Origin of the sequence: Streptomyces kaniharaensis (assembly GCF_009569385.1) — a bacterium.
GTDB classification, from domain to species: Bacteria; Actinomycetota; Actinomycetes; order Streptomycetales; family Streptomycetaceae; genus Kitasatospora; species Kitasatospora kaniharaensis.
Map to the genome: position 1 here is coordinate 4,959,627 of NZ_WBOF01000001.1, position 22,730 is coordinate 4,982,356.

Here is a 22,730-nt window from a genome sequence, read left to right on the forward strand (position 1 = left end):
GGGCGGCGGCGCGGCGTACTCAGGCGGTGAGGACGGCCTTGAGCGCGGTCCCGTCGGCGACGGAGGCCAGGGCGGCGCCGTGCTCGGCGAGCGGGTAGGCCGTCACCAGCGAGGCCAGGTCGAACCGGGCGGTCAGGGCCGGGAGCAGGGTCACGTACTCGACCAGGTGGGCGCCGGTGAACGCCCACGAGCCGACGACGTCGAGCTGCCGGTAGACGATCTGGTGCGGGTTGAGCAGGGTGTCGCCGGCGTCGGTGTACTGGCCGATGACGAGGTAGGAGCCGCCCCGCCGAGCCAGGGTGAGCCCCTGGGCGACGGCGGCCGGCACCCCGGCGCACTCGATGACGAGGTCCGCGCCGCCGCCGACCTCCGCCCGGGCCCGCTCCATGGCCGCCTCGACGCCCCCGGGGCCGGTGACGTCGATGTGCACGTCGCCGATGCCGGCCTTGGCCGCCGCCTCCAGCCGGGCCGCCGGTCCGCCGAGGACGACGACCTTGGCGGCCCCGGCGAGCTGGGCGAGGGCCGCGGCGGCGAGGCCGACCGGGCCGCTGCCCTGGACGATGACGGTCTCGCCGACGCGGACCGGGCGCCGCTCGTAGAGGGCGTGGACGACGGTCGGGCCCGCGCAGGCGAGGGACATCGCCGCGAGCGGGTCGGTGCCGTCGGCGAGCTTCACCACGGTGGTGCCCTGCTCCAGCACGATGTGGTCGGCCCAGGAGCCGGAGAGCGGCTCGCCGCCGTCCAGCGGGCGGTTGACGCCGTAGGTGCGGCGGTTCTCGCAGAGCGTCGGCTCGCGGTGCAGCCGGCACGGCACGCAGGTGCCGCAGGCGATCGACGAGGCCCACATCACGGTGTCGCCGACCTGCAGCGGGCGGCCGGCGGCATCGCGGGCGTCGGCGCTGCCCAGCCCGTGGACGGTGCCGAGGCCCTCGTGCCCGAGGACCAGCGGGGTGGGGATGGCCAGGTGCCCCTGCTGGAGGTGCAGGTCGGTGCCGCAGACGCCGCCGTGGCTGCACGCGACGGTGAGGCCGCCGGCCGGGGCCGGGGGCAGGTCGAACTCGCGCAGCCGCAGCGGCTCGCCGAAGCTCTCCAGGACGACGGCGCGGGCGCGGGGCGTCATGCCGCGGCTCCCTGGAGGGCGGCGAGGAAGGTGGTGTCGAGCTGCCGCAGCGGCTCGGTGTCGCGGCAGACCAGGTGGTCCGGGCGCGGCTCACCGCTCCAACTGGGCAGGTTGGACGAGTCGTTGTAGGTCATGATGAGCAGCCGGCGGGCGAACGGCGACATGTTGGGGCCGGAGCCGTGCACGATCTCGGGGGAGAAGAGCACGACCGAGCCGGCCGGGCCCTTGGGGCTGACCATGCCGCGCCGGCCTACGAGCTCGGTGAGCTGCGCGCCGCTGAGCGCGATGTCCTCCGGGTCCAGGTGCTGCTCGGACTTGGCGGTGGCCTTGCGGGACTGCTGGACCAGGCCGGAGCGGTGCGAGCCGGGCAGGAAGATGACCGGGCCGTTGAACTCGTCGACGTCGTCGAGGAAGACGGCGACGTTGACCTGGAGCGGGGCGGGCAGGTTGTCGGCGATCTGCCAGGCCACGTAGTCCTGGTGCCAGGACCACTTCTCGCCGCCGAGGGCCGGCTTGGCGTTGATCTTGAACTGGTAGATGTAGAGGTCGTCGGAGAGCAGCTGCTTGGCCGCACCGAGGACGCGCGGGTCGCGGACCAGGCCGGCGTACTCGGGCTGGCGCTGGTGGGAGGCGTAGACCGCGCGCACGCGGTTGCTGCCCTCCTCCGGCACGACCTGCGGGCCCGGTGTCTCGCAGTCCCGCTCGAAGGCCTCGCGCAGACTCTCCACCTCGCGCGGGTCGAGGGCGGAGTCGAGGACGAGGAAGCCGTCCTCGTGGTAGCGGTCGATCTGTTCCTGGCTCAGGGTCATGGTGAATGTCCTTCGGTGGTGGGCGGGTTGACGTGGATCGGAACCAGGCTCAGGACCAGTAGACGAGCGATCCGCTCGCCGTGACGCCCATGAAGAACGAGATCGCCACCCGGCGTCCCGGGCCCTCGTTGCCGCGCACCGCGTGGAAGTTGCGGGGGTCGAAGAGCACCGCGTCGCCCGCCTCGGGGCGCACCAGGACGCTCGGCTCGTGCTCGGCGATCTCCTCGGCGTAGCCGTAGCCGTCGCGCCACTGCTCGTCGCCGGGCAGCCAGCGGCGGCGGAAGATCTTGGTGGCGCCGCCGCCCTCGGGCATCGACAGGTACCAGTTGAAGCCGAGCTGGGCGATGACCGGCTCGTCTAGCGCGCCGGGCAGCTCGCGGGCGATCTCGTCCCAGTGCATCTTCATGCCGCCGGTGGTCTCCCGGATCATGCCCGCGTACATGGCGCGGCCGCGACACGTCGCCGGGGTCATCCCGCCGCCCCAGGCCCGCCGGATGCGGTCGACGGCGAGGTCGAGCGGGTCGGCGCCGTCGAGCAGGGTGGAGCGGTGGTGCTCCGACTCCTCGGCGTCGCGCCAGTACGCCTCGCCGAGCCCGTGGGCGTCGTAGTGATCGTACGCGGCCGGGCCGAGCTTGGGGATCCGGGGGACGACGATCTCCTCGTCGTACGAGCCCATCGGGCAGGTGTCGAGGCCGTGCAGGACGCTCGCGCACTCCTGCGGGCTGCCGAAGTTCCTGATCCGGACGGCGCCGACGGTGCCGGCGGCGAGGCGCACCAGGTGGTCGCGCGTGAGCGCGGCGGCGCCGTCGACGGTCTCCGCGTCGAAGAGGACGTAGATGGGGGTCTGGTTGCTGCTGACGTTGGCCTGCTTGGCCGGTGAGATGGTTGCCACGGGTACTCCAGGTAGTCAGTGTGAGGAGGAACGTTCCCGCCTCGGGTGGCCCCTCGGGCTCGACGGTAGGAGCGGCGAGTCCCCCGTTGCACCCCTAACCGCCCCTTATCCCAGGGGTGTTGGATCCCAGGGGTGCCGACTATCGGGCGGCGACCAGGTCGCCGCGGTGCAGGCCGCTGCCCGCGGGGACGTCGGCGGGGTCGCTGCCCTGGTGGACGATCCGGTTGGTCTCGTCGACGAAGACCACGCGCGGCTCCAGGGCGGGGGCCTCGGCGTTGGTCACGGTCGCGTAGGCGATGATGATGACGAGGTCGCCGGGGCTGATGAGGCGGGCGGCGGCGCCGTTGATGCCGATGACGCCGGTGCCGCGCGGGCCCTCGATGACGTAGGTGGAGAGCCGGTTGCCGTTGTCGATGTCGACGATGTCGACCTTCTCGCCGGGCAGCAGGTCGGCGGCGTCGAGCAGGTCGGCGTCGATGGTGACGGATCCGACGTAGTGCAGGTCGGCCTGGGTCACCGTGGCCCGGTGGATCTTGGACTTGAACATGGTGCGGTACATGGGATCTCGCTCCCTGAGGCTTCGGGTGCCGGCGGGTCGGCGCTTCGACGGTAGGCAGCGGGGGGTGCGCGGGGGCACCCCTGTCGACCCCTACTGTTCTTCCGGGCCCGGACATGCCAAAAGGACCGTCGGCGCACTCCCCGAAGAGTGTGCCGACGGTCCGTCAGATCTGTTCGTTCACAAGGAAGTCGCTAGACGGCGAGAACGGGCTCCGCCGGCGCCTGCTCCGCCTCGGCGTCCGCACCGGGGGTGCGCAGCCGGGCCGGCAGCAGGACCATCGCGGCCACCGCGCCGAGCAGCGCCACACCGGCGCAGACCAGCGACGAGGTCGAGAACGCCGAGTCGAAGGCCGACTTGGCGGCGTGCACGGTCGCCGCGGCCGCGTCCTTCGGCATGCCCTGGGTGGCGACCACGGCCTCGCCGAGCGAGTGCGAGGCGGCCGTCTTGCCGGGCAGCTCGTAGGCGGAGCTGTAGCGGGCGGCGAGCACGCTGCCGACCACGGCGATGCCGAAGGCCGAACCCAGCTCCTGGACGGTGTCGTTCATCGAGGACAGCAGGCCCGACTGCTCCTTCGGGCCGGCCGACATCAGCACGTCGTTGACGATCGGCTGGGACAGGCCCATGCCGATGCCGAGCAGCACCATGGCCACGGCGATCGCCAGGTAGCCCTGGTCCTTGGTGAACTGGGCGAGCGTGCCGAAACCGGCGGCGAAGACCAGCAGGGCGACGACGACGGTGTTGCGGGTGCCGATCGCCTTGGACAGCACGGCCGACAGCGGCGAGGCGATCATCAGGGCCCCGGCGGCGGGCAGGATCGCGGCGCCGGCCAGCAGCGGCGAGAAGTCGAGCCGCAGCTGCAGCTCCTGGGTGAGGACGAACAGGATGCCGGTCAGCGAGAACATCAGCACCGCCATGGTGCCGCTGGAGCCGAGGAAGCGGGTGTTGCGGACGATCTTCAGGTCGACCATCGGGTGCCGCGCGGTGGCCTGGCGGACGAAGAACAGCACCAGCGTCACGCCGCCGCCGATCAGCCCGGCGAGCACCCGCGGGGAGCCCCAGCCGAAGTGCGGCTGCTCGATGACGCCGTAGACCAGGGCGGTCACGCCGATCACCGAGAGCAGGGTGCTGAGGACGTCGAGCGGGTGGGCGCCCGGGTCGGTGGACTCCGGCACCAGCACCAGGGCGCCGAACACCGAGACCGCCACCACGAGGACGTTGATCAGGTAGACCGCGCCCCACCAGAAGTGGTCGAGCAGGACGCCGCCGAGCAGCGGGCCGAAGACGACGCCGAGCGCGGTGACCGCACCCCAGATGCCGATCGCCTTCTCGCGCTCGTCCTCGGGGAAGACGTGCACCAGGATCGACAGCGTGCCGGGCATGAACGCGGAGGCGCCCACCCCCATCACGGCGCGGGCGGCGATCAGCTGCCAGGCCTCGGTGGAGACCGCGGCGGCCACCGAGGCGACGCCGAACAGCAGCAGACCGAGGATCAGCAGCCTCTTGCGGCCGAAGCGGTCGGACAGCGCGCCGGACATCAGCAGCAGGCCGGCCATCGCGAGGGAGTAGGCGTCGACCATCCACTGGAGCTGGTCGGTACTGGCCTTGAGGGTTTCGCCGAGCGTGGGCAGCGCGACGTTGAGGATGGTCGAGTCGATGGAGACCACGAAGACCGCGACCGCCAATACCGCGAGAATCGCCCACTTGCGAGGTTGGGCCTTGTGATCTGCCACGGCTCCTCCGCCTCCTTGGGGTTGGTTTGACATGAATCGGATGCTTCAACGCTAAGGTCCGCGTAATGGCTGCTCAACGCGTTCGCGCGAGGTTAGGGGCAACCCCTACTGTGCTGCCACGAACCATTGGTGACGGACGGTCATCAGGACGGTCACCAGGGAGGTCATGCGGACGGTCGTCCGGGCGTGCCCACCCGGACACGGCGAAGCGCGGGCCGGCAACCGGGGGAGTTGTTGCCGACCCGCGCTTCGCGGCTCTCAGGCGGCCATGCGCCGGCGCAGGCTCAGCGGGCGCAGGTCCGTCCAGACGGTGGCGATGTGGGCGAGGCACTCCTCCCGGGTGCCCTGCGCGCCGACGGCCGTCCAGCCCGCGGGGGGCTGCCGGTCGGCCGGCCACACCGAGTACTGCTCCTCGTCGTTCAGGACCACGGCCCAGGTCCGGGCGTCCTGACCGGCGGCCGTGTCCACCGCGCTCATGCTCAGGCCTCCGGCTTGGTGGCGGAGATCAGGTACATGAGCATGTTGACCGAGGCGTTCGGCTCCTTCAGCCACTCGTCGACGGCGTCGGCGGTGGCCTCGACGGCCGGGCCCGACTCGGGCTTGGCGGCCACCATCGCGGCGGTGCGGGAGCGGAAGTCCATCTGCGGGCGCAGGTCGTCCATGCCGAACTCGTCGCTGGAGACCATCACCGCGTCGACCCGGACGTCCTGGAAGCCGGCCTCGCGCAGCAGCTGCGGCAGGCGGCGGGCGATCAGACGGTCGCCGCCGCGCTCGACCTGGAGGTCGATGCGGGCCTGGAGGACCTCCTGGAAGGCCGGGGTGCCGAGGTCGGGCGAGACCCAGCCCCACACCTCGTCGTTGACGTCGGCGATGACGACGCGGCCGCCCGGGCGCAGCATCCGGTGGATCTCGGCGAGGGCCTTGTCCGGGCCGGGCACGTGCTGGATGACCAGGCGGGCGTAGGCGAGGTCGAAGGACTCGTCGGCCAGCGGCGACTCCAGGACCGAGCCGTTGACCAGGGTCAGGCGCGGGCCGGCGTCGGCGAGGTAGCCGCGGGCGTAGTCCATCAGGTGCTCTTCGAGCTCCAGGCAGGTCAGCGTGCCCTCGGGGATCTCGCGCAGCATCAGCTCGCTGATGTAGCCGGGGCCCGAGCCGACCTCCAGCACGTCGTGGTTCGCGGCGAGGCCGTACTCGCGCAGGAGGTTCGCCTCCTTGGCCCAGGACAGGGTGGCCTGGCGGGCCAGGCGGGCCAGCTCGTTCTCCGGCTTGGGGTGCTCGCCGGGCAGGTAGTAGGAGGTGGGGCGAGGCGTGGTGGTGGTCATCTCACTCGAAGTCTTTCTGTGCGGTTGCCGGGTTGGGCAGGTAGCCGGTGGATGCGAAGTAGGACAGGTAGGTGCGGAACAGCTCCGCGTCGGGGGCGTGGCAGGTGACGCCGGAGCCGTCGAGCAGTTCGCGGGTGCGGTCGGAGCCGAAGGCGACGTAGCCGAAGCCGCCCTCCGAGCCGGACTCGAAGACGCTCAGCAGCGGGAACGCCGAGTTCTCCGGGGTGGCGCGGATCCGCGCCAGCCACGCGTCGGTGTCGAGGAGCTCCAGCCGGTAGCCGAAGTCCCGCAGGTGGCCGAAGATCTCGCCGAGCGAGACGTCGGCCGGGTTGACCTCGTGGTAGGCGCCGCCCAGGGCCTCCGGCCGCCGGGACACCTCGACGATCGTGGCGCTCACGTAGTCGACCGGGACGAGGTTCATCGGCACGTCGACGTCCCGGGGGACGGCGCCGGCCTCGACGCAGCCCTTGACGACCCGCCAGAGGAAGTCGTCGGCCTGGCAGGCGCCGCTGCCGGAGTGGCCGGAGATCCGGCCGGGGCGGTGCACGGTGACGGGCACGCCCGCCTTCCGGGCCTGGAAGACCAGCTGCTCCGCCACCCACTTGCTCTGGGTGTAGCCCTGGCGCAGCAGCCGCGACGGGCCGGTGGGGGCGGACTCGGCGAGCACCGAGCCGTCCTCGGGCGCGCCCGCGAAGACGCCGACGGTCGAGACCAGGTGGACCGGCGCCCGGCCGGTGGCCGTGGCCAGCCGCAGGACCTCGCGGGTGCCGTCGACGTTGGCGGCGCGCAGCTTCTCGTACGGGAAGACGAGGTTGACCTCGGCCCCGCAGTGGTAGATCGCCTCGACGTCGGCGACCAGCCGGCGGTGGTCGGCCTCGGACAGCCCCAGCCGGGGTGCGCCGAGGTCGCCTGGCACCGGGCGGACGCGCCCGGCCCAGCCGTCCCGCCAGAGGCCGTAGCCGCGCAGGGTCCGCTCGATCCGCTCCCGGCCGGAAGCCTCGTCGGCCGCCCGGACGAGGCAGTTGACGACGGCGCCGGTGCGGGCGAGCAGGTCGCCCAGCAGGAACGCGCCGAGGAAGCCGGTGGCGCCGGTGAGCAGCACCTCGTCCGTCCCGCCGGGCGCGGCCGGCGCGGGGTAGCCGGCGATGCCGTCGCCGAGGACCGCCGCGTCGCCCTCCAGGTCCGGCCCGTCGGTGCGGCCGTCGGCACCGTCCAGCGCCTCGGCGACCCCGGCCACGGTGGGCACCGCGAACAGGGTGCGCAGCGGCAGCTCGGTGCCGAACTCCTCACGCAGCCGGAAGACCAGCTGGGTGGCGAGCAGCGAGTGGCCGCCCAGGTCGAAGAAGTTGTCCAGGACGCCGATCCGCTCCCGGCCGAGCAGCTCGCACCAGGCCGCGGCGACCCGCCGCTCGGTGTCGGTGCGCGGCGCGACGTACTCGATGCCGGCGACCGCCTGATCGGCGTCCGGGCGGGGCAGCGCCCGCCGGTCCACCTTGCCGTTCACCGTGAGCGGCAGGGCGTCCAGCACCAGGACGGCGGCCGGGACCATGTAGCCGGGCAGCTGCTCGGCGAGGTGGGAGCGCAGGACGGCACCCGTCTCGTCGGCGGTGCACTCGGCGGCGGACTCGGCGTCCAGGGTCGCCCAGGCGTACAGCTGGAGCTCCCCGGTGGCGGACTCCAGCGGCACCACCACGGCGGAGTGGACCAGCGGGTGGTCCAGCAGCCGGGCCTCGATCTCGGCGGTCTCGATCCGGTAGCCGCGGATCTTCACCTGGTGGTCGGCGCGGCCGAGGTACTCCAGCTCGCCCCGGCGGGAGATCCGGGCCAGGTCGCCGCTCTTGTACAGGCGCTCGCCCGGCCGGCCGAAGGGGTTGGGGACGTACCGGTCGGCGGTCTTGTGCGGGTCGGCGAAGTAGCAGCGGGCCAGGCCCGCGCCGCCGACGTACAGCTCGCCGGTCACGCCGACCGGCACCGGCTGGAGCAGGTCGTCCAGCACGTACAGCTGCTGGTCCGGCATCGGCCGGCCGATCGGGCTGCGGCCGGCCAGCGCCAGGTCGGCCGGGGTGATCTCGCGGGCCGTGACGTGGATGGTCTCGGTGATGCCGTACAGGTTGACCAGCCGCGGGCCGCGCTCGCCGTGCCGCTCGAACCAGCTGCGCAGCGCGCCGGGCTCCAGCGCCTCGCCGCCGAACAGGACGGTGCGCACCGGGAACTCGGCCGGGTCGTGGGCGGCGTCGACCAGCGAGAGCTGGGCGAACGCGGACGGCGTCTGGTTGAGCACGGTGACGCCCTCGGCGCACACGAGTTCGCGGTAGGACTCGATGTCGCGGATGGTGTCGGCCGGCACGATCACCAGCCGGCCGCCGTGCAGCAGCGCGCCCCACATCTCGACCACCGACACGTCGAAGGCGAAGGAGTGGAACAGCGCCCAGGTGTCGTGCTCGTCGAAGGCCATCGCGTCGGTGGCGGCGCGCATCGCCGCGTACATCCGCACCACCTGGGAGTGGGTGGTGTGGACGCCCTTGGGCGTGCCGGTGGAGCCGGAGGTGTAGATGACGTACGCCGCGTTGTCGGGCCGGGGCTCCGCCTGCGCCGGGGCCGCGGGCCCGTCCGGGCCCCACGCGTCCTGGTCGTCGAGGTCGAGCAGCCGGCCCTCGTACGGCGGAAGCAGCTCGCGCAGGCTCTCGTGCACCAGCACCACCGGCGGCCGGGCGTCGGCGAGGATCCGGGCCAGCCGGGGCCGCGGGTAGAGCGGGTCCATCGGGACGTAGCCGGCGCCGGTCTTCAGCACGCCGAGGATGGCGACGACGGTGTCGATGCCGCGCTCCAGGAAGAGCCCGACCAGCTGCTCCGGGCCGAGGCCGGCCCCCCGCAGCCGGGCGGCCAGCCGGTCGGCGCGGGCGTCCAGCTCGGCGTAGCTGATCTGCTCGCCGGCGCAGCGCACCGCGACGGCGTCCGGGCGCAGCCGGGCCTGCTCCTCGAAGAGCTGGTGCAGGCAGTGCTCCACCGGGAACTCGGCGGTGCTGCGGCCGAGTTCGAGGGCGATCTGCTCGTCGGCCGGGCTCAGCACCGGCAGCCGGGAGAGCCGGGTGGCGGGCTCGGCCACCGCGCCCGCCAGCAGCGTCAGGTAGCGCTCCAGCACGGCGTCGGCGGTCGCCACGTCGTAGAGGTCGGTGTCGTACTCCAGGGTGGCGACCCAGCCCTCGGGGCGCAGGCTGACGAACAGCTGGAGCTCGAACCGGGCGGTGCAGGTGTCGGTCTCGACGGTGGCGACGTCCAGGCCGGGCAGGCGGAACTCGTCGCCGGTCGCGCTCTGGAGCACGAACATGGTCTGGAAGAGCGGCGAGAGGTGGCTGGCGCGGTCCGGCCGGCGAGCCTCCACGATCTTCTCGAACGGCAGCTCCTGGTGGGCGAATCCGCCGATCGCCGCCTTGCGGACCCGGCGGACGAGCTCGGTGAACTCCGGGTCGCCGGCCAGGTCGACGCGCAGCGCGAGGGTGTTGACGAACAGGCCGATCAGCTGCTCGGTCTCCAGCTGGTTGCGGCCGGCGATCGGCGTGCCGACGACCACGCTGCCGCGGCCGGTGATCCGGCCGAGCAGGCTCGCGTACCCGGCGAGCAGCACCATGAACGGGGTCGCGCCGGTGCTGCGCGCCAGCGCCCCGACCCGGGCCACGAGTTCGCCCGGGATCGGCCGGCGGGCGCGCGCCCCACGGTAGCCGGGCTCCTCCGGGCGCGGCCGGTCGGTGGGCAGCTCCAGCGGCGCCGCGTCCTCGTCGGCGAGGTGCTCGCGCCAGTAGTCGAGCGCGCCGTCGAGCGCCCCGGACTCCACCCGCTCGCGCTGCCGGATGGCGAAGTCGGCGTACTGGAGCGGGAGTTCCGGAAGCTCGGCCGGGCCCTCGCCGACCAGGGCCGCGTAGTACGCGCTGAGTTCGCGCATCAGCACGCCGGTCGACCAGCCGTCCGCGACCAGGTGGTGCAGGGTGGCCGCGAGCACGTGCACGTCCTCGCCGAGCCGGGCCAGGCCGACCCGCACCAGCGGCGCCCGGTCCAGCTCGAACGGCGTGGTGGCCAGCGCGTCCAGCCAGCCGCGCAGGGCCTTCTCCCGCGCGGCCTCCGGCAGCCCGCTCAGGTCCCGGTGGTCGACCGTCAGGACGGCCTCGGGCGCGATCCGCTGCACCGGCGTGGCGTCGACCACCGCGAAGGAGGTGCGCAGCGACTCGTGCCGGGCGACGACCCGGCGCAGCGCCTCGGTGAGCGCGGCGGTGTCCAGCCGTCCGGTCAGCCGGACGGCCAGCGGGACGTTCTGCAGCGCGGTGCCGGGCGCCAGCTGCTCGGCGAACCACATGCGCTGCTGCGCGAAGGAGAGCGGCTGGGGTGCGGCGGGATCTCGCGGCACGGGCGCTGGGCCGGGCCGGTGGTGCGTGGGGGTGATGGTCACTGGTCTACCGCCTTGTGCGGGTCCTGAGGGTCGGTCACGTCGGTCGCGCCGCCGACGAGCGCCGCCATCCGGCTGACGGTGGGGTCGTCGAGGAACTGGTCGAGCGGGATCTCGGTGTCGAAGAGCTTCTGCGCCCGGGAGACGAGCTTGGTGGCGAGCAGGGAGTCGCCGCCGAGCATGAACAGGTTGTCGTCCAGGCTCACCTCGCTGACCCCCAGCATCTCCTGCCACAGCACGTGCACCATCCGGGTCGTACGGTCCATCGCGGGCGCGTCGTCCCCGGCGTCCGGCCGCTCCCGCTCCGGCGCGGGCGCCGCCGCGTCGGCCGGGTCGGCGGCCGGGGCCGCCGGGAGCGCCCCGAAGACCTCCGCCGGCGGCTCCACCCAGTGGCGGCGCCGCTGGAAGGGGTAGCCGGGAAGTCCGGTCGGCCGGCGCTCCTCCTCGGCCGCGAACGCGGTCCAGTCGAGCGCCACCCCGGCCTCCCAGAGCCGGCCGGCCGCGGCCAGCAGCACCGCGTCGGACGGGATCTCCTCCTTGGCGTGCGGCATGGCCTGGGCCACCGCGACTCCCGGCCCCGCGGTCTGCGCGACCAGCCGGCCGAGCGATCGGCCGGGGCCGACCTCCAGCAGGGCGGGACGCTCCCCGGTGACCAGGGCGGCGAGTCCGTCGGCGAACCGCACCGCGCCGCGGGCCTGGCGGGCCCAGTAGCGCGGGTCGGTCGCGTCGGCGGCGCCGATCCAGGTGCCGGTGACGTTCGAAAGGAACGGTATGCGGGGCTCCTTGCGCGGCACTTGTGCGACCAGTTCGGCGAACTGCTCGACGATCGGGTCGAGCATCGCCGAGTGGAAGGCGTGCGAGGTGTGCAGCCGCTGGGTGCTGCGGCCGTCCGCGGCCAGCCGTGCCTCGGCGGCGGCGATCGCCTCGTGGGTGCCGGACAGCACGCACCGGTCGGGGGCGTTCACGGCGGCCAGCGACAGCTCGGGGCCCTCCAGCGCGGCGGCCTGCGCCTCGGACAGCTCGACGGCCAGCATCGCGCCGGACGGCAGCCCGGCCATCAGCCGGCCGCGTGCGGCGACCAGGCGCAGCGCGTCCGGCAGTTCGAACACCCCGGCGAGGCAGGCGGCGACCCACTCGCCGATGCTGTGGCCGAGCATCGCCGACGGCTCCACGCCGATCCCGCGCCACCACTGGGCGAGCGCGTACTCGACGGTGAACAGGGCGGGCTGGGCGAGGGCGGTGTCGGTCAGCGGGTCGGGCGTGCCGGGCGGCGCGGGCGTGGCGAGCAGCTCCAGCAGGTCCACCCCGAGCAGCGGGTTCAGGATCTCCACGCACTCGCGGACGACCGAGGCGAAGCGCGGCTCGGTGGCGAGCAGGTCGGCGGCCATGCCGCGGAACTGGCTGCCCTGGCCGGGGAAGAGGAACGCGACGGGGCTGCCCTCGGCGGCCTGCCGGGCCGGGGCCGCGGCCAGGGCGGCGGCGGCCTGCTCCGGCGTGGCACCGACGGCGCTCAGCCGCAGCGGGTGCCGGCGGCGTCCGAGTTGCAGGGTGTGCGCGATGTCGGGCAGGTCGCCGGGCCCGGCCTCGGCCAGCACGCCGAGGAGTTCGGCGCGGGCCTGCTCCAGGGCCGGGGCGGTGCGGGCCGAGACGGTCAGCACCTGGTGCCGGCGGGCGTGGCGCTCGGACGTCTCCTCGGCGGGCGGCTGCTCCAGCACGAGGTGCACGTTGGTGCCGCCGACTCCGAAGGAGCTGACCGCGGCCCGGCGCGGACCGTCCTGCTCCGGCCAGGCCCGGAGCCGGTCGTTGACCGCGAAGGCGCTCTTCTCGGCGACCCTGGGGTTGCGCCTGTGGTAGTGCAGGCTCGGCGGCAGCTGCCCCTCGCGCACCGCGAGGACGGACTTGACCAGCCCGATCACGCCCGAGGCGGCGTTGAGGTGGCCGATGTTGCTCTTCACCGAGCCGATCAGGACGGAGTCCGGTGTAGCGCCCTCCGCGCCGAACACGGTGTCCAGCGCGGCGATCTCGATCGGGTCGCCGACCGCCGTCCCGGTGCCGTGCGCCTCGACGTAGCCGACGGTCAGCGGGCTGACCTCGGCCTCGCGGTAGGCCGCGGCGATCGCCTCGGCCTGCCCGTCCACGCTGGGCGCGGTGTAACCGGCGCGCGCGGCACCGTCGTTGTTGACGCCGGTGCCGAGGATGACGGCGTGGATGCGGTCGCCGTGCTCCAGGGCGTCGGAGAGCCGCTTGAGGGCGACCACGCCGACGCCGCTGCCGAAGACCGTCCCGCTGGCGTCGGCGTCGAACGGCCGGCAGTGGCCGTCGGCGGACTGGATGCCGCCCGCCTCGTACACGTAGCCCCAGTCCTGCGGGAGCTTCACCGAGACGCCGCCCGCCAGCGCGAAGTCGCTCTGGTAGTCGAGCAGCGACTGGCAGGCCTGGGCGACGGCAACCAGCGAGGAGGAGCAGGCGGTCTGCACCGTGACGGCGGGGCCGGTGAGCCCCAGCCGGTAGGCGACCCGGGTGGTCAGGTAGTCCTTGTCGTTCCCGTGCAGCAGCGCCGCCGGGTACTCGGAGAGCAGCTGTCCCCGGCTGTAGTGCGGCGCCAGGTTGAGCAGCATGTAGGCGTTGAAGCCGCACCCGCCGAAGACGCCGGCCCGCTCGCCGGGGCGCCCGGAGCCGTAGTTGGCGTCGTCCAGGGCCGCCTGGCACTGCTCCAGGAAGAGCCGGTGCTGGGGGTCCATCAGTTCGGCCTCGCGTGGCGGGATGCCGAAGAACTCGGCGTCGAACTCCTCGACGCCGTCCAGCTTTCCGGTCGCCGGGACGTAACCCTCCGGGGCGTCCGGCCCGCCGTCCGCCTGGTGCAGCGACTCGACGCCGCCGAGCAGGTTGCGCCAGAAGGCGCCGACGTCGGCGGCCCCCGGCACCCGGCACGCCATCCCGACGATCGCGATCCGTTCCAGCGGCTCGCCCTCGTGGTCCTGCAGGTCCTCAGCCACCGTTGCGCTCCTTGTTCAGGCGGCGCCGGCGTGCGGCGCGCAGATGGTTCGTGTTCGCGGCCGCCGGGGCCGCGGCGGGCCGGTTGTCGTCGGCCGCGGGCCCGCGCAGGTGGGCGGCCAGCGCGGCGACGGTCGGGTAGCGGAAGAGGTCCACCACCGGGACGTCGTGGCCCAGTTCGTCCCGCAGCAGGGTGTGCAGGCGGACCATCATCAGCGAGTGGCCGCCCAGGTCGAAGAAGTTCTCCTCCCGGCCCACGTGCTCGACCCCGAGCAGGCGGCGCCACAGCTCGGCGATCCGGGCCTCCGGGCCGTCGGCCGGGGTGGGCCCCGCGGCGGCGGGCCGGGCGGCCTGGCCGAGGCGGCGCAGCGCGGCCAGGTCGACCTTGCGGTTGGCGGTCAGCGGGAAGGCGTCCACCGCCACCACCGACGCCGGGACGAGGTGGGCGGGCAGCCGCCCGGCCAGCCGGGCGCGCAGCTCGATCGGGCCGACCGGCGTGCTCGTGACGACGTAGCCGGTGAGCACGGTCTCGCCGGAGCCGTCGGTCACCGCGTCGACCAGCGCCTCGCGGACCTCCGGCTCGGCCCGCAGCGCGGCCTCGATCTCCTGCGGCTCGACCCGGTAGCCGCGCACCTTGACCTGCCGGTCGGCGCGGCCCGCGAAGGCCACCGTGCCGTCGGCGCGCAGCCGGCCCAGGTCGCCGGTGCGGTAGGCGCGCTCGCCGGCCGCGCCCGAGGGCAGGAACCGCTCGGCGGTGGCCTGCGGGTCGTCGGCGTAGCCCTCGGCCAGGTACGGGCCGCGGACCGCGATCTCGCCGAGCTCGCCGACGCCGGCGGGCCGTCCGTCGCGCAGGACCAGCAGCTGGGTGCGGTCGATGCCGGTGCCCAGCGGGATCGGGCCCTGGGTGTCCTCGTCCGTGAGCACGTGGAAGGCCGGCGCCTGCGGGGTCTCGGTCGCGCCGTAGAAGTTGACCAGCGTGGCGCCCGGGGCGAGGGCGCGCAGGATGCCGCTCTCGTGCCCGGTGAGGACGTCGCCGCCGAAGAACGCGTGGCGCAGTGTCGGCAGCGCCCCGGCCGGCAGCCCGGACAGGAACCGGGCGGTGGGCGGGGTCAGGTGCCAGACCGTCACGCCAGCGCCGGTCAGCTCGGCGGCGAGGCTCTCCGGCGCGGCGAGCCGCGCGGGCTCGGGCACGTGCAGCACGGCGCCGAGGCTGAGCGGCACGAAGATGTCGCGCAGCAGCGGGTCGTGGGAGAGCCCGGCGGTGAGCGCGAACCGGTCGTCCGCGCCGACGTCGAAGGTCTCGGTGTACCAGTCGACGAAGTGGGCGAGCGGCGCGTGCGGGCCGAGGACGGCCTTCGGGGTGCCGGTGGAGCCGGAGGTGAAGGCGGCGTAGGCGAGCTGGTCCGGGGCGGCGGGCAGGTCCCGGCCGCCGGTGCCCTCGGTGTGCCGCTCGTCCTCCGCGCGCAGGGTGCAGCGCACGCCGGGCAGCTGCGGCCCGTCCGCGGCGGGCGCCGTGGTGGCGTCCAGCCAGGCGGTCGGGCGCAGCAGCCGGGCGCAGTGCTCGCGGCGCTCCAGCGGGTGGGCCCGGTCGAGCACGCAGAACGCCGCGCCGGTGCGCAGCACCGCGATGACGGCGGCCACCAGGCCGGGCGTGCGCTCGGCGTCGATGACCACGCGGTCGCCGGCGCCGATGCCGTGGCCGCGCAGCCGCTCCGCCAACCTGCCTGTCCAGGAGGCCAGTTCGGCGTAGCTCAGGCTGGCGCCGCCGGGCAGGGAGAGGGCGGGGGCGTGCGGGGTGTGCTGCGCCGCCGCGAGGAAGCGCTCGTGCACGGCGGAGCGCCAGGGGGCGGGCGGCAGGGGGAGCGCCGGGTCCTGGGCCGGCTCGCCGCCGGCCAGCGACAGCTCGCCGACCACGGCGGTGGGGTCGGCGGCCACCTGCTCCAGGACGTGGACGAGCTGCGCCAGCATCGCCCGCACGGTGTCCGGCAGGTACAGCCCGGCGTCGTACACCAGCCGCAGGTCCACCCGCCCGTCCCGCGGGACGGCGTACAGGGTCAGCTCGAAGCGGGCGTTGACGTCCTCGGCCTCCACCAGCTGCACGTCCACGCCCGGGATCTCGGCGGTGAACGCGTCCAGGTTCTGCATGTTGAAGACGACCTGGAAGAGCGGGGTGCGGGTCAGGTCGCGCACGGGGGCGATCCGCTCGACGATCCGCTCGAAGGGCGTCTCCTGGTGCGCGTCGGCGTCCAGGGTGGACTGCCGCACGGCACCGAGCAGGTCGCGGAAGGACTGCCCGGGGGCGTTGTCGGTGCGCACGACCACGGTGTTGACGAACAGGCCGACGGTGTTCTCCAGGTCGGTCCGCAGCCGGCCGGCGACCGGCATGCCGACCAGCACGTCCTGCTGCCCCGACCAGCGGGAGAGCACCACGTTGAAGGCGCTGAGCAGCACCATCGACAGCGAGGCCTGCGCGCCGGACGCGACCCGCTCCAGCGAGCGGACGAGGTCCGGGTCGAGCCGGGTGGCGGTGCTGCCCGCGGCCGAGCCGCCGGGGCGGGTGCGCGGCCGGTCGGCGGGCAGGTCCAGGGCCGGCGGGCTGCCGGCCAGCCGCTGCTCCCAGTAGGCGAGCGCGGCCGCGCCCTGCCCGGTCTCCTGGCGCTCGCGCTGCCAGGAGGCGAAGTCCGCGTACTGGACCTCGGGGCCGGTGAGCGGCGAGTCCTCGCCCTTCGCGAACGCCCGGTAGACCTCGGTGAGTTCGCGCAGCAGGACGCGCATGGACCAGCCGTCGGAGGCGATGTGGTGCAGCGCCAGGAGCAGCACGTGCCGGTCCTCGGCCAGCCGCAGCAGCCGGGCCCGCAGCGGGGAGCGGGTCAGGTCGAAGGGCGTGGTGTCGAAGGCCTCGGTGTGGGCGACGCGCGCCTCCTCGACCGTCATCGCCACGGAGTTGGTCAGGTCGATCAGCGGCAGCGGCTCGGCCGGCGTGCGGGCGACGATCTGCCGGGGCTCGCCGTCGACCGCGCGGTAGACGGTGCGCAGCACCTCGTGCCGCTGGATCACCTCGGCGAGCGCCCGGTCGAGCAGCGCGGCGTCCACCGGCCCGGTCAGCCGCAGCTCGCCGGCGATGCGGTACGCCTGGTCGCCGGGCCGCAACTGCTCCATGAACCAGAGCCGCTGCTGGGCGAAGGACAGCGGCAGCCCGCTGCCGGCCCGCGCCAGCCTGGTGATGGGCGCGTCGACGGCGCCGCCCGACCCGGTGAGGGCGTCCACCCGCTCGGCGAGCGCGCGGACGGTGCGGCCCTCGAACAGCTCGCGCAGCGGGAGGTCCACGGCGAGTGCCTCGCGCACCCGGCCGACCACCTTGGTGGCCAGCAGGGAGTGGCCGCCGAGGTCGAAGAAGTCGTCGTCGCGGCCGACCGAGGGCAGGCCGAGCACGGCCGACCAGATGTCCGCGATGGCCTGCTCGGTGGGGCCGGCCGGCGGTGCGGAGGAGGCAGGCAGGTCGATCTGCTCCGGATCCGGCAGCAGCGCGCGGTCCACCTTGCCGTTCGGGTTGAGCGGGAACTTCTCCAGCACCACCAGGAAGGTGGGGATCATCGTGGGCATCAGCCGCTGCGCCAGGTAGGTGCGCAGCTCTGCCGCGTCCGGCGCCACCACGCCGGCCTCGGGGACGACGTACCCGACCAGCTGCAGCTCGCCGCGCACGGGCCGGGCGAGCACCACGGCCTCGCGCACCGCCGGGTGCCCGGCCAGCGCCTCCAGCACCTCGCCGGGCTCCACCCGGACGCCGCGGATCTTCACCTGGTGGTCGGAGCGCCCGAGGTAGTGCAGCCGGCCCTCGGTGTCGAAGCGGACGCGGTCGCCGGTGCGGTACAGGCGGCTGCCGGGCTCGGCGGAGAACGGGTGCGGGACGAACCGGTCGGCGGTGAGGTCGGGCCGGTTCTGGTAGCCGCGGGTGACGCCGGTGCCGCCGACGTACAGCTCGCCGACCGCGCCGATCGGCACCTGCTGGAGCTGCTCGTCGAGGACGTACAGCTCGGTGCCGGCCACTGCCCGGCCCACCGGCGGGGTGCGGCCGTCGGCGACCAGCGTCTCGGTGGTGCAGAAGACGGTGATCTCGGTCGGGCCGTAGGCGTTGACGATCCGCCGCCCGGGCGACCAGGAGCGCACCAGGTCAGCGGAGATCGCCTCGCCCACCGAGGTCAGCTCGGTGATGGACGGCACCTCGGCCGGATCCATGGTCGCCAGCACGGAAGGGGTGGCGCTGAGCGCGGTGACGCCGAGCCGCCGGACGGTGTCCACCAGCGGCTGACCGGGCCGCAGTTCCTCGCGCGGGGCCAGGCAGAGCGTGGCGCCGGTGCACAGCGCGGACATCCACTCCCAGGTGGAGACGTCGAAGCTGATCGAGGCGTTCTGCAGCACCCGGCGGCCCGCCTGCGGCGGCAGCGCCTCGCGGTGCGCGAGGTCGAGGTCGACCAGGCCGCCGTGCTCGACCATCACGCCCTTGGGGCGGCCGGTGGAGCCGGAGGTGTAGATGACGTAGGCCAGGTTGTCGGCACGCGGGGCGGCCGGCTCCGGCAGCGGGTCGGGCAGCGGGTGGTCCTCGTCCAGGCAGAGCACCGGGACGCCCTCGTGCGGGAGCCTGCCGAGGAGGTGGCGCTCGGTCAGCAGCAGCCGGACCGCCGAGTCCTCCATCATGTACTCGAGGCGCTTGACCGGGTAGTTGGGGTCCATCGGGATGTACGCGCCGCCCGCCAGCAGCACCCCGAGCATGCCGGTCACCAGCCGGACGGAGCCGTCCACGCTGAGGCCGACCTTGTCCTCCGGCCCGATGCCGTGGCCGCGCAGCACGGCGGCCAGCCGGTGCGCCCGCTCGACGAGCTCCCGGTAGGTCAGCCGGTCCTGCCCGGCGTCCACGGCCACCGCGTCCGGGGTGCGCTCGGCCTGGGCCAGGATCAGCTCGTGGACGAGCGAGTCGGCCGTCGCCACCCCGTCGTCCGGGCGGCTCCAGGAGGCCAGCTGCCGCTCCTCGTCCGCGGTGAGCAGCGGCAGCGTGCCCATGGCGGCGTCGGGCCGGGCCACGCAGGCCTCGGCGCAGCTGACGAAGTGCTCGGCGATCCGGGCGGCCGTCGCGGCGTCGAACAGGTCGGTGGCGTACCGCAGCGAGCCGCACAGGCTGCCGTCCACCTCCTCGACGAACAGCGTCAGGTCGTGCTCGTTGCCCTGGACGGCCAGCGGGTACGGGCGCAGCGTCAGGTCGGCGAAGCGCATCTGGGCGTCGGCGTGCCCGGTGCCGAACAGCGACAGCCCGTCCTGGGCGTCCCAGGACGCCGACTCGTAGTAGAAGGTGACGTTGTAGAGCCCGCTCGGCGAGCCAGGGCGCCGCTCGGCGAGGCGGCGGGCGAGCAGCGGGAACGGGTAGTCCCCGTACTGCAGCCCGTCCAGCACGGTGGTGCGGGTCTGCCCGACCAGCTCGCGGAAGCTCTGCTCGCCGCGCACTTCGGCGCGGATCACCAGCGGGTTGGCGAAGTACCCGGCGACCTGCTGGAACGCGGCCCGGCTGCGCCCGGAGGCGACCGACCCGACCAGGACGTCGCGCTGGCCGGTGTAGCGGTGCATCAGCAGCTGGAACACCGCGAGGGAGGCGGAGTACGGGGTCGCGCCGCACTCCCGGGCGAGGTCCTTGAGCGCGGCGGTGAGCTTCTCGCCCAGGCGGAAGGTGTGCGCGCCGGCCCGGTGGGCCGGGGTGGCCGGCCGGGGCCGGTCGAGGGGCAGGTCGAGCGGCTGGAGGTCGCCGTCGAGGCGGTCCAGCCAGTACCGCTCGGCGGCCCGGCCGGCGGGGGAGGCGAGCCACTCGCGCTGCCAGCGGACGAAGTCCAGGTACTCCGTCTCGGGGCGCGCCGCCCCGGCGGGGCGGCCGGCCCGGACGGCGCGGTAGTGCTGTTCGAGGTCCCGCATGAGGACGTCGAAGGTCCACAGGTCGCTGGCCACGTGGTGGGCGCAGAGCATCAGCAGGTGGGTGCCGCCGTCGAGCCGGGCGACGGCGGCGCGCAGCATGGCGTCCTGCGCGAAGTCGAACGGGCGGTCGTTGAAGGCGGCGACCGCCGCGTCGATCTCGGCCGGGGTGCGGCCGGTGAGGTCGACCTCGGTGAAGTCCAGCGGCACGGTGGTGCGGACGCGCTGGCGCAGCTGCCCGTCCTCGGCCACCAGGGCGGTGCGCATGGCCGGGTGGGTGTCGAGCAGGCGCTGGAGCGCGGTGCGCAGCGCCGGGACGTCCAGGTCGCCCAGGACGCGGGCGGCCACACCGACGTTGTACGCGGGGGAGTGCGGGTACATCTGCTGGAAGGTCCACAGGGCCTGCTGGCCCTCGGCGACCGGGTGCGACTGCGGGCCGCGCGCGGCCCGGGCCTTCAGCAGCGCGCGCAGCTGCTCGCGCCGGTCGGCCTCGGTGGGGGCGGTGGGGACGGCGTGTGTGGTCATCGTTCTCCCGCTGCCTCGGCGCCGAGCTGGGCGAGGAGCGAGTCCACCTCCTCCGGTGAGAGCGAGTCGACGTCGGCGAGGAGCTGTTCCAGCCGGTCGGGGTCGTCGAGGGTGAGTGGCGCGCCGTCGGCGGCCGGCGGGGCGAGCTCCAGGGCGAGCTCGGGGGCGAGCGCGGCGACCGACGCGTCGCGCAGTAGGCGCACGATCGGCACCGCGAGGTCGAGGTCGGCCTCGATCCGCCGGGACAGCTCCAGGCCCATGATCGAGTCGAGGCCGAGGGAGTTGAGCGGACGGTCGTGGTCGACGCCGCCGGCCGGCAGCCGCAGCACCCGCTCGGCCTCCCGGGCCAGGTAGTCGGCGAGCTGCTGCACCCGCTGCTCGCCGTCGACGGCGAGCAGGGCCTCGCGCGGCGAGGTCTCGGCGGCGGTCGGGTCGGTCGTGGCGGTGCCGGCGGGCAGGACGACGCGGTCGGCGCGGGCCAAGACGGCGCCAGCGGCGTCGAGGACGGCGGCGGTGTACTGCGGGCCGGTGGCCGCGACGTCGGTGGCCGGCCACAGGCGGATCCAGCGGGCCTGCCCGTCCTTGCCCGGAGCCTGCTCCCAGCCGACGAGGGCGGTCGGCAGGCCGGGGGTGACCTCGGGGTGGAGCAGCACCTCCAGCGCGGACAGGCCGTGCGGCAGCAGCCGCAGCAGCTGCCCGCCGGTGGCGTCCGCGAGCCGGAGGTCGACCAGCTCCCGCTCCCCAACGGCGTTGTCGGGGCGGCCGGCGGCCTGGTCGGCCGCCAGGTCGGGAGCCTCGGGAGCCGGGCCCGCGGGACGGGTGGTGGCCACCGCCCGCCGGGTCCAGCCACCGGCCGCGGTGCGCGCGTGCACCTCGACGGTGCCGGGCGCGACGGTGACGGCGACGAGGTCCTCGTCCGGGGCGTCCGCCCCGGTCAGCCGGACGTCGGTGACCGTGCGCGGACCGGCCGCGCGGGTGGCGTGCGCGGCGGCGGCCAGGGCGGTGGCGATGATCTCGGTGCGGGCCGTGCCGGGCCGGTGCCCGGCGGAGCCGGTGGTGCTGACGGCCCGCCAGAGCCCGGTGCCCTCGGCCGCGGCGGGCGCGGGCGCGTCGACCGGGGTGCCGGCCAGGGCGTCCCAGTCGAGGTCGGCGCCGGCCTCGAAGAGCCGTACCGCCGCGTCGAGCAGGGTGTCGCGGCCGCCGTGGTCGCGCTGCAGGGTCGGGATGACGTCGCAGCCGTCGCCCAGGATCTCGCGGATCGAGGGCTGCAGGGTGGGGTGGGCACCGACCTCGACGAAGGTGCGGTAGCCGGCCGCGGCGAGGGCGTGCACGGCCTGTGCGAAGCGCACCGGCTCGCGCAGGTTAGCGCCCCAGTAGCGGGCGTCCAGCTCGGCCGGGTCGATGAAGTCGCCGGTGACGGTGGAGACCAGCGCGCCGCTCGCCGCGGCCGGCACCAAATCCTGGAACCGGTCGGCGAGTTGTGCGCGCAGCGGCTCCAGGTACCGGCTGTGGAAGGCGACGGTGCCGGGCAGCACCCGGGCGAAGACGCCCTCGGCCGCCAGCTCGTCGACGATCGCGCGCACCTCCTCGTCACGGCCGGCGATCAGGGTGGAGCTCGGCCCGTTCCACGCGGCGACGTCCGTGCCGGGGCCGAGCCGGTCCAGCAACTCGGCGACCCGGTCGGCCGGTCGGCCGAGCAGGGCGGTCAGGCCGGTGCCGACCGCGTCGCGCATCAGCGTCCCGCGGGCGGCGGCCAGCCGCAGACCGGTGTCCAGGTCGAGCACGCCGGAGACCACGGCGGCGGACAGCTCCCCGAGGCTGTGGCCGACACAGGCGGACCAGGTGACGCCCCAGTGCGCCAGCACCCGGGCGACGGTCACCTGGAGGGCGACCAGCACGGGCTGGAGCACCGCCGGATCGGTCAGCCGCTCGGCGGCCGACGGATCCGCGCCCGCGCCGAACCCGTCCAGCAGGGACCAGCCGGCCGCGTCCCGCAGGACGCGGTCGCAGTCGGCCAGCACCTCGGCCGCGACGGGGTCGGCCGCGAGCAGTTCGGCCACCATGGCGGGCCACTGGTTGCCCTGGCCGGAGAAGACCAGGGCGACCGGCCCGGTGCCCGGGGACGGCGCGGGCGGGTTCTGCCGGAGCTCGGCCAGCCACTGGCGGGCCTGCTCCGGCGAGTGCGCCCGCACCGCCCGGCGGTAACGGTGGCGGGTGCCGGGAACGGCGGCTCCGTGGAGAGGGCCAGCGGGCTCACCGCGGCCCTGCTCCAGCGCGTCCGCGCAGGCGGCGGCCCGGGCAGCGAAGGCCTGTGGGTCTTCCCCGGACAGTGGGAGCAGGGCGACCGGGTGCGGTCGTCCGTGGTGCGCGTGCATGAGATTCCCCTCCA

11 protein-coding genes are annotated in these 22,730 nt (G+C 74.7%); all 11 read right to left on the bottom strand.

Translation table 11 applies throughout. The features are described from left to right. Positions 1-19: 19 nt before the first annotated feature. Positions 20-1,120: a zinc-binding dehydrogenase gene (locus F7Q99_RS22385; protein WP_153464183.1), complete on the bottom strand. Its 1,101-nt coding sequence runs from the start codon at positions 1,118-1,120 to the stop codon at positions 20-22. Continuing rightward, on the bottom strand, positions 1,117-1,929 hold the full coding sequence (locus F7Q99_RS22390) for a phytanoyl-CoA dioxygenase family protein (protein ID WP_153464185.1): 813 nt from the start codon (positions 1,927-1,929) through the stop codon (positions 1,117-1,119). The genes F7Q99_RS22385 and F7Q99_RS22390 overlap by 4 nt, the downstream gene beginning before the upstream one ends. Positions 1,930-1,978: 49 nt before the next feature. Then, complete coding sequence (locus F7Q99_RS41350; RefSeq protein ID WP_153464187.1) at positions 1,979-2,821, bottom strand: 2OG-Fe(II)-dependent halogenase WelO5 family protein; 843 nt, start codon at positions 2,819-2,821, stop codon at positions 1,979-1,981. A gap of 139 nt (positions 2,822-2,960) precedes the next feature. Beyond that, entirely contained in the window at positions 2,961-3,380 is a 420-nt protein-coding gene (panD, locus tag F7Q99_RS22400; RefSeq protein WP_153464189.1) for an aspartate 1-decarboxylase, read from the bottom strand. 191 nt (positions 3,381-3,571) lie between these two features. Next, on the bottom strand, positions 3,572-5,110 hold the full coding sequence (locus tag F7Q99_RS22405) for an MFS transporter (RefSeq protein WP_195911148.1): 1,539 nt from the start codon (positions 5,108-5,110) through the stop codon (positions 3,572-3,574). Positions 5,111-5,368: 258 nt separating this feature from the next. Then, on the bottom strand, positions 5,369-5,587 hold the full coding sequence (locus F7Q99_RS22410; RefSeq protein WP_153464193.1) for an MbtH family protein: 219 nt from the start codon (positions 5,585-5,587) through the stop codon (positions 5,369-5,371). A gap of 2 nt (positions 5,588-5,589) precedes the next feature. Then, on the bottom strand, positions 5,590-6,432 hold the full coding sequence (locus F7Q99_RS22415; RefSeq protein WP_153464195.1) for a methyltransferase domain-containing protein: 843 nt from the start codon (positions 6,430-6,432) through the stop codon (positions 5,590-5,592). A 1-nt stretch (position 6,433) separates the two neighbouring features. Further along, positions 6,434-10,873 carry a non-ribosomal peptide synthetase gene (locus tag F7Q99_RS22420; protein ID WP_153464196.1) on the bottom strand — a complete coding sequence of 1,480 codons (4,440 nt, stop codon included), beginning with the start codon at positions 10,871-10,873 and terminating at the stop codon, positions 6,434-6,436. After that, positions 10,870-13,866 (bottom strand): type I polyketide synthase, encoded by a 2,997-nt coding sequence (locus tag F7Q99_RS22425; RefSeq protein ID WP_153464198.1) that lies wholly within the window; start codon positions 13,864-13,866, stop codon positions 10,870-10,872. Before F7Q99_RS22425 ends, F7Q99_RS22420 begins: the two co-directional genes overlap by 4 nt. Further along, positions 13,859-20,341: a non-ribosomal peptide synthetase gene (locus tag F7Q99_RS22430; protein WP_153464199.1), complete on the bottom strand. Its 6,483-nt coding sequence runs from the start codon at positions 20,339-20,341 to the stop codon at positions 13,859-13,861. Before F7Q99_RS22430 ends, F7Q99_RS22425 begins: the two co-directional genes overlap by 8 nt. After that, positions 20,338-22,716: an acyltransferase domain-containing protein gene (locus F7Q99_RS22435; protein WP_153464201.1), complete on the bottom strand. Its 2,379-nt coding sequence runs from the start codon at positions 22,714-22,716 to the stop codon at positions 20,338-20,340. Before F7Q99_RS22435 ends, F7Q99_RS22430 begins: the two co-directional genes overlap by 4 nt. Positions 22,717-22,730: the final 14 nt, after the last annotated feature.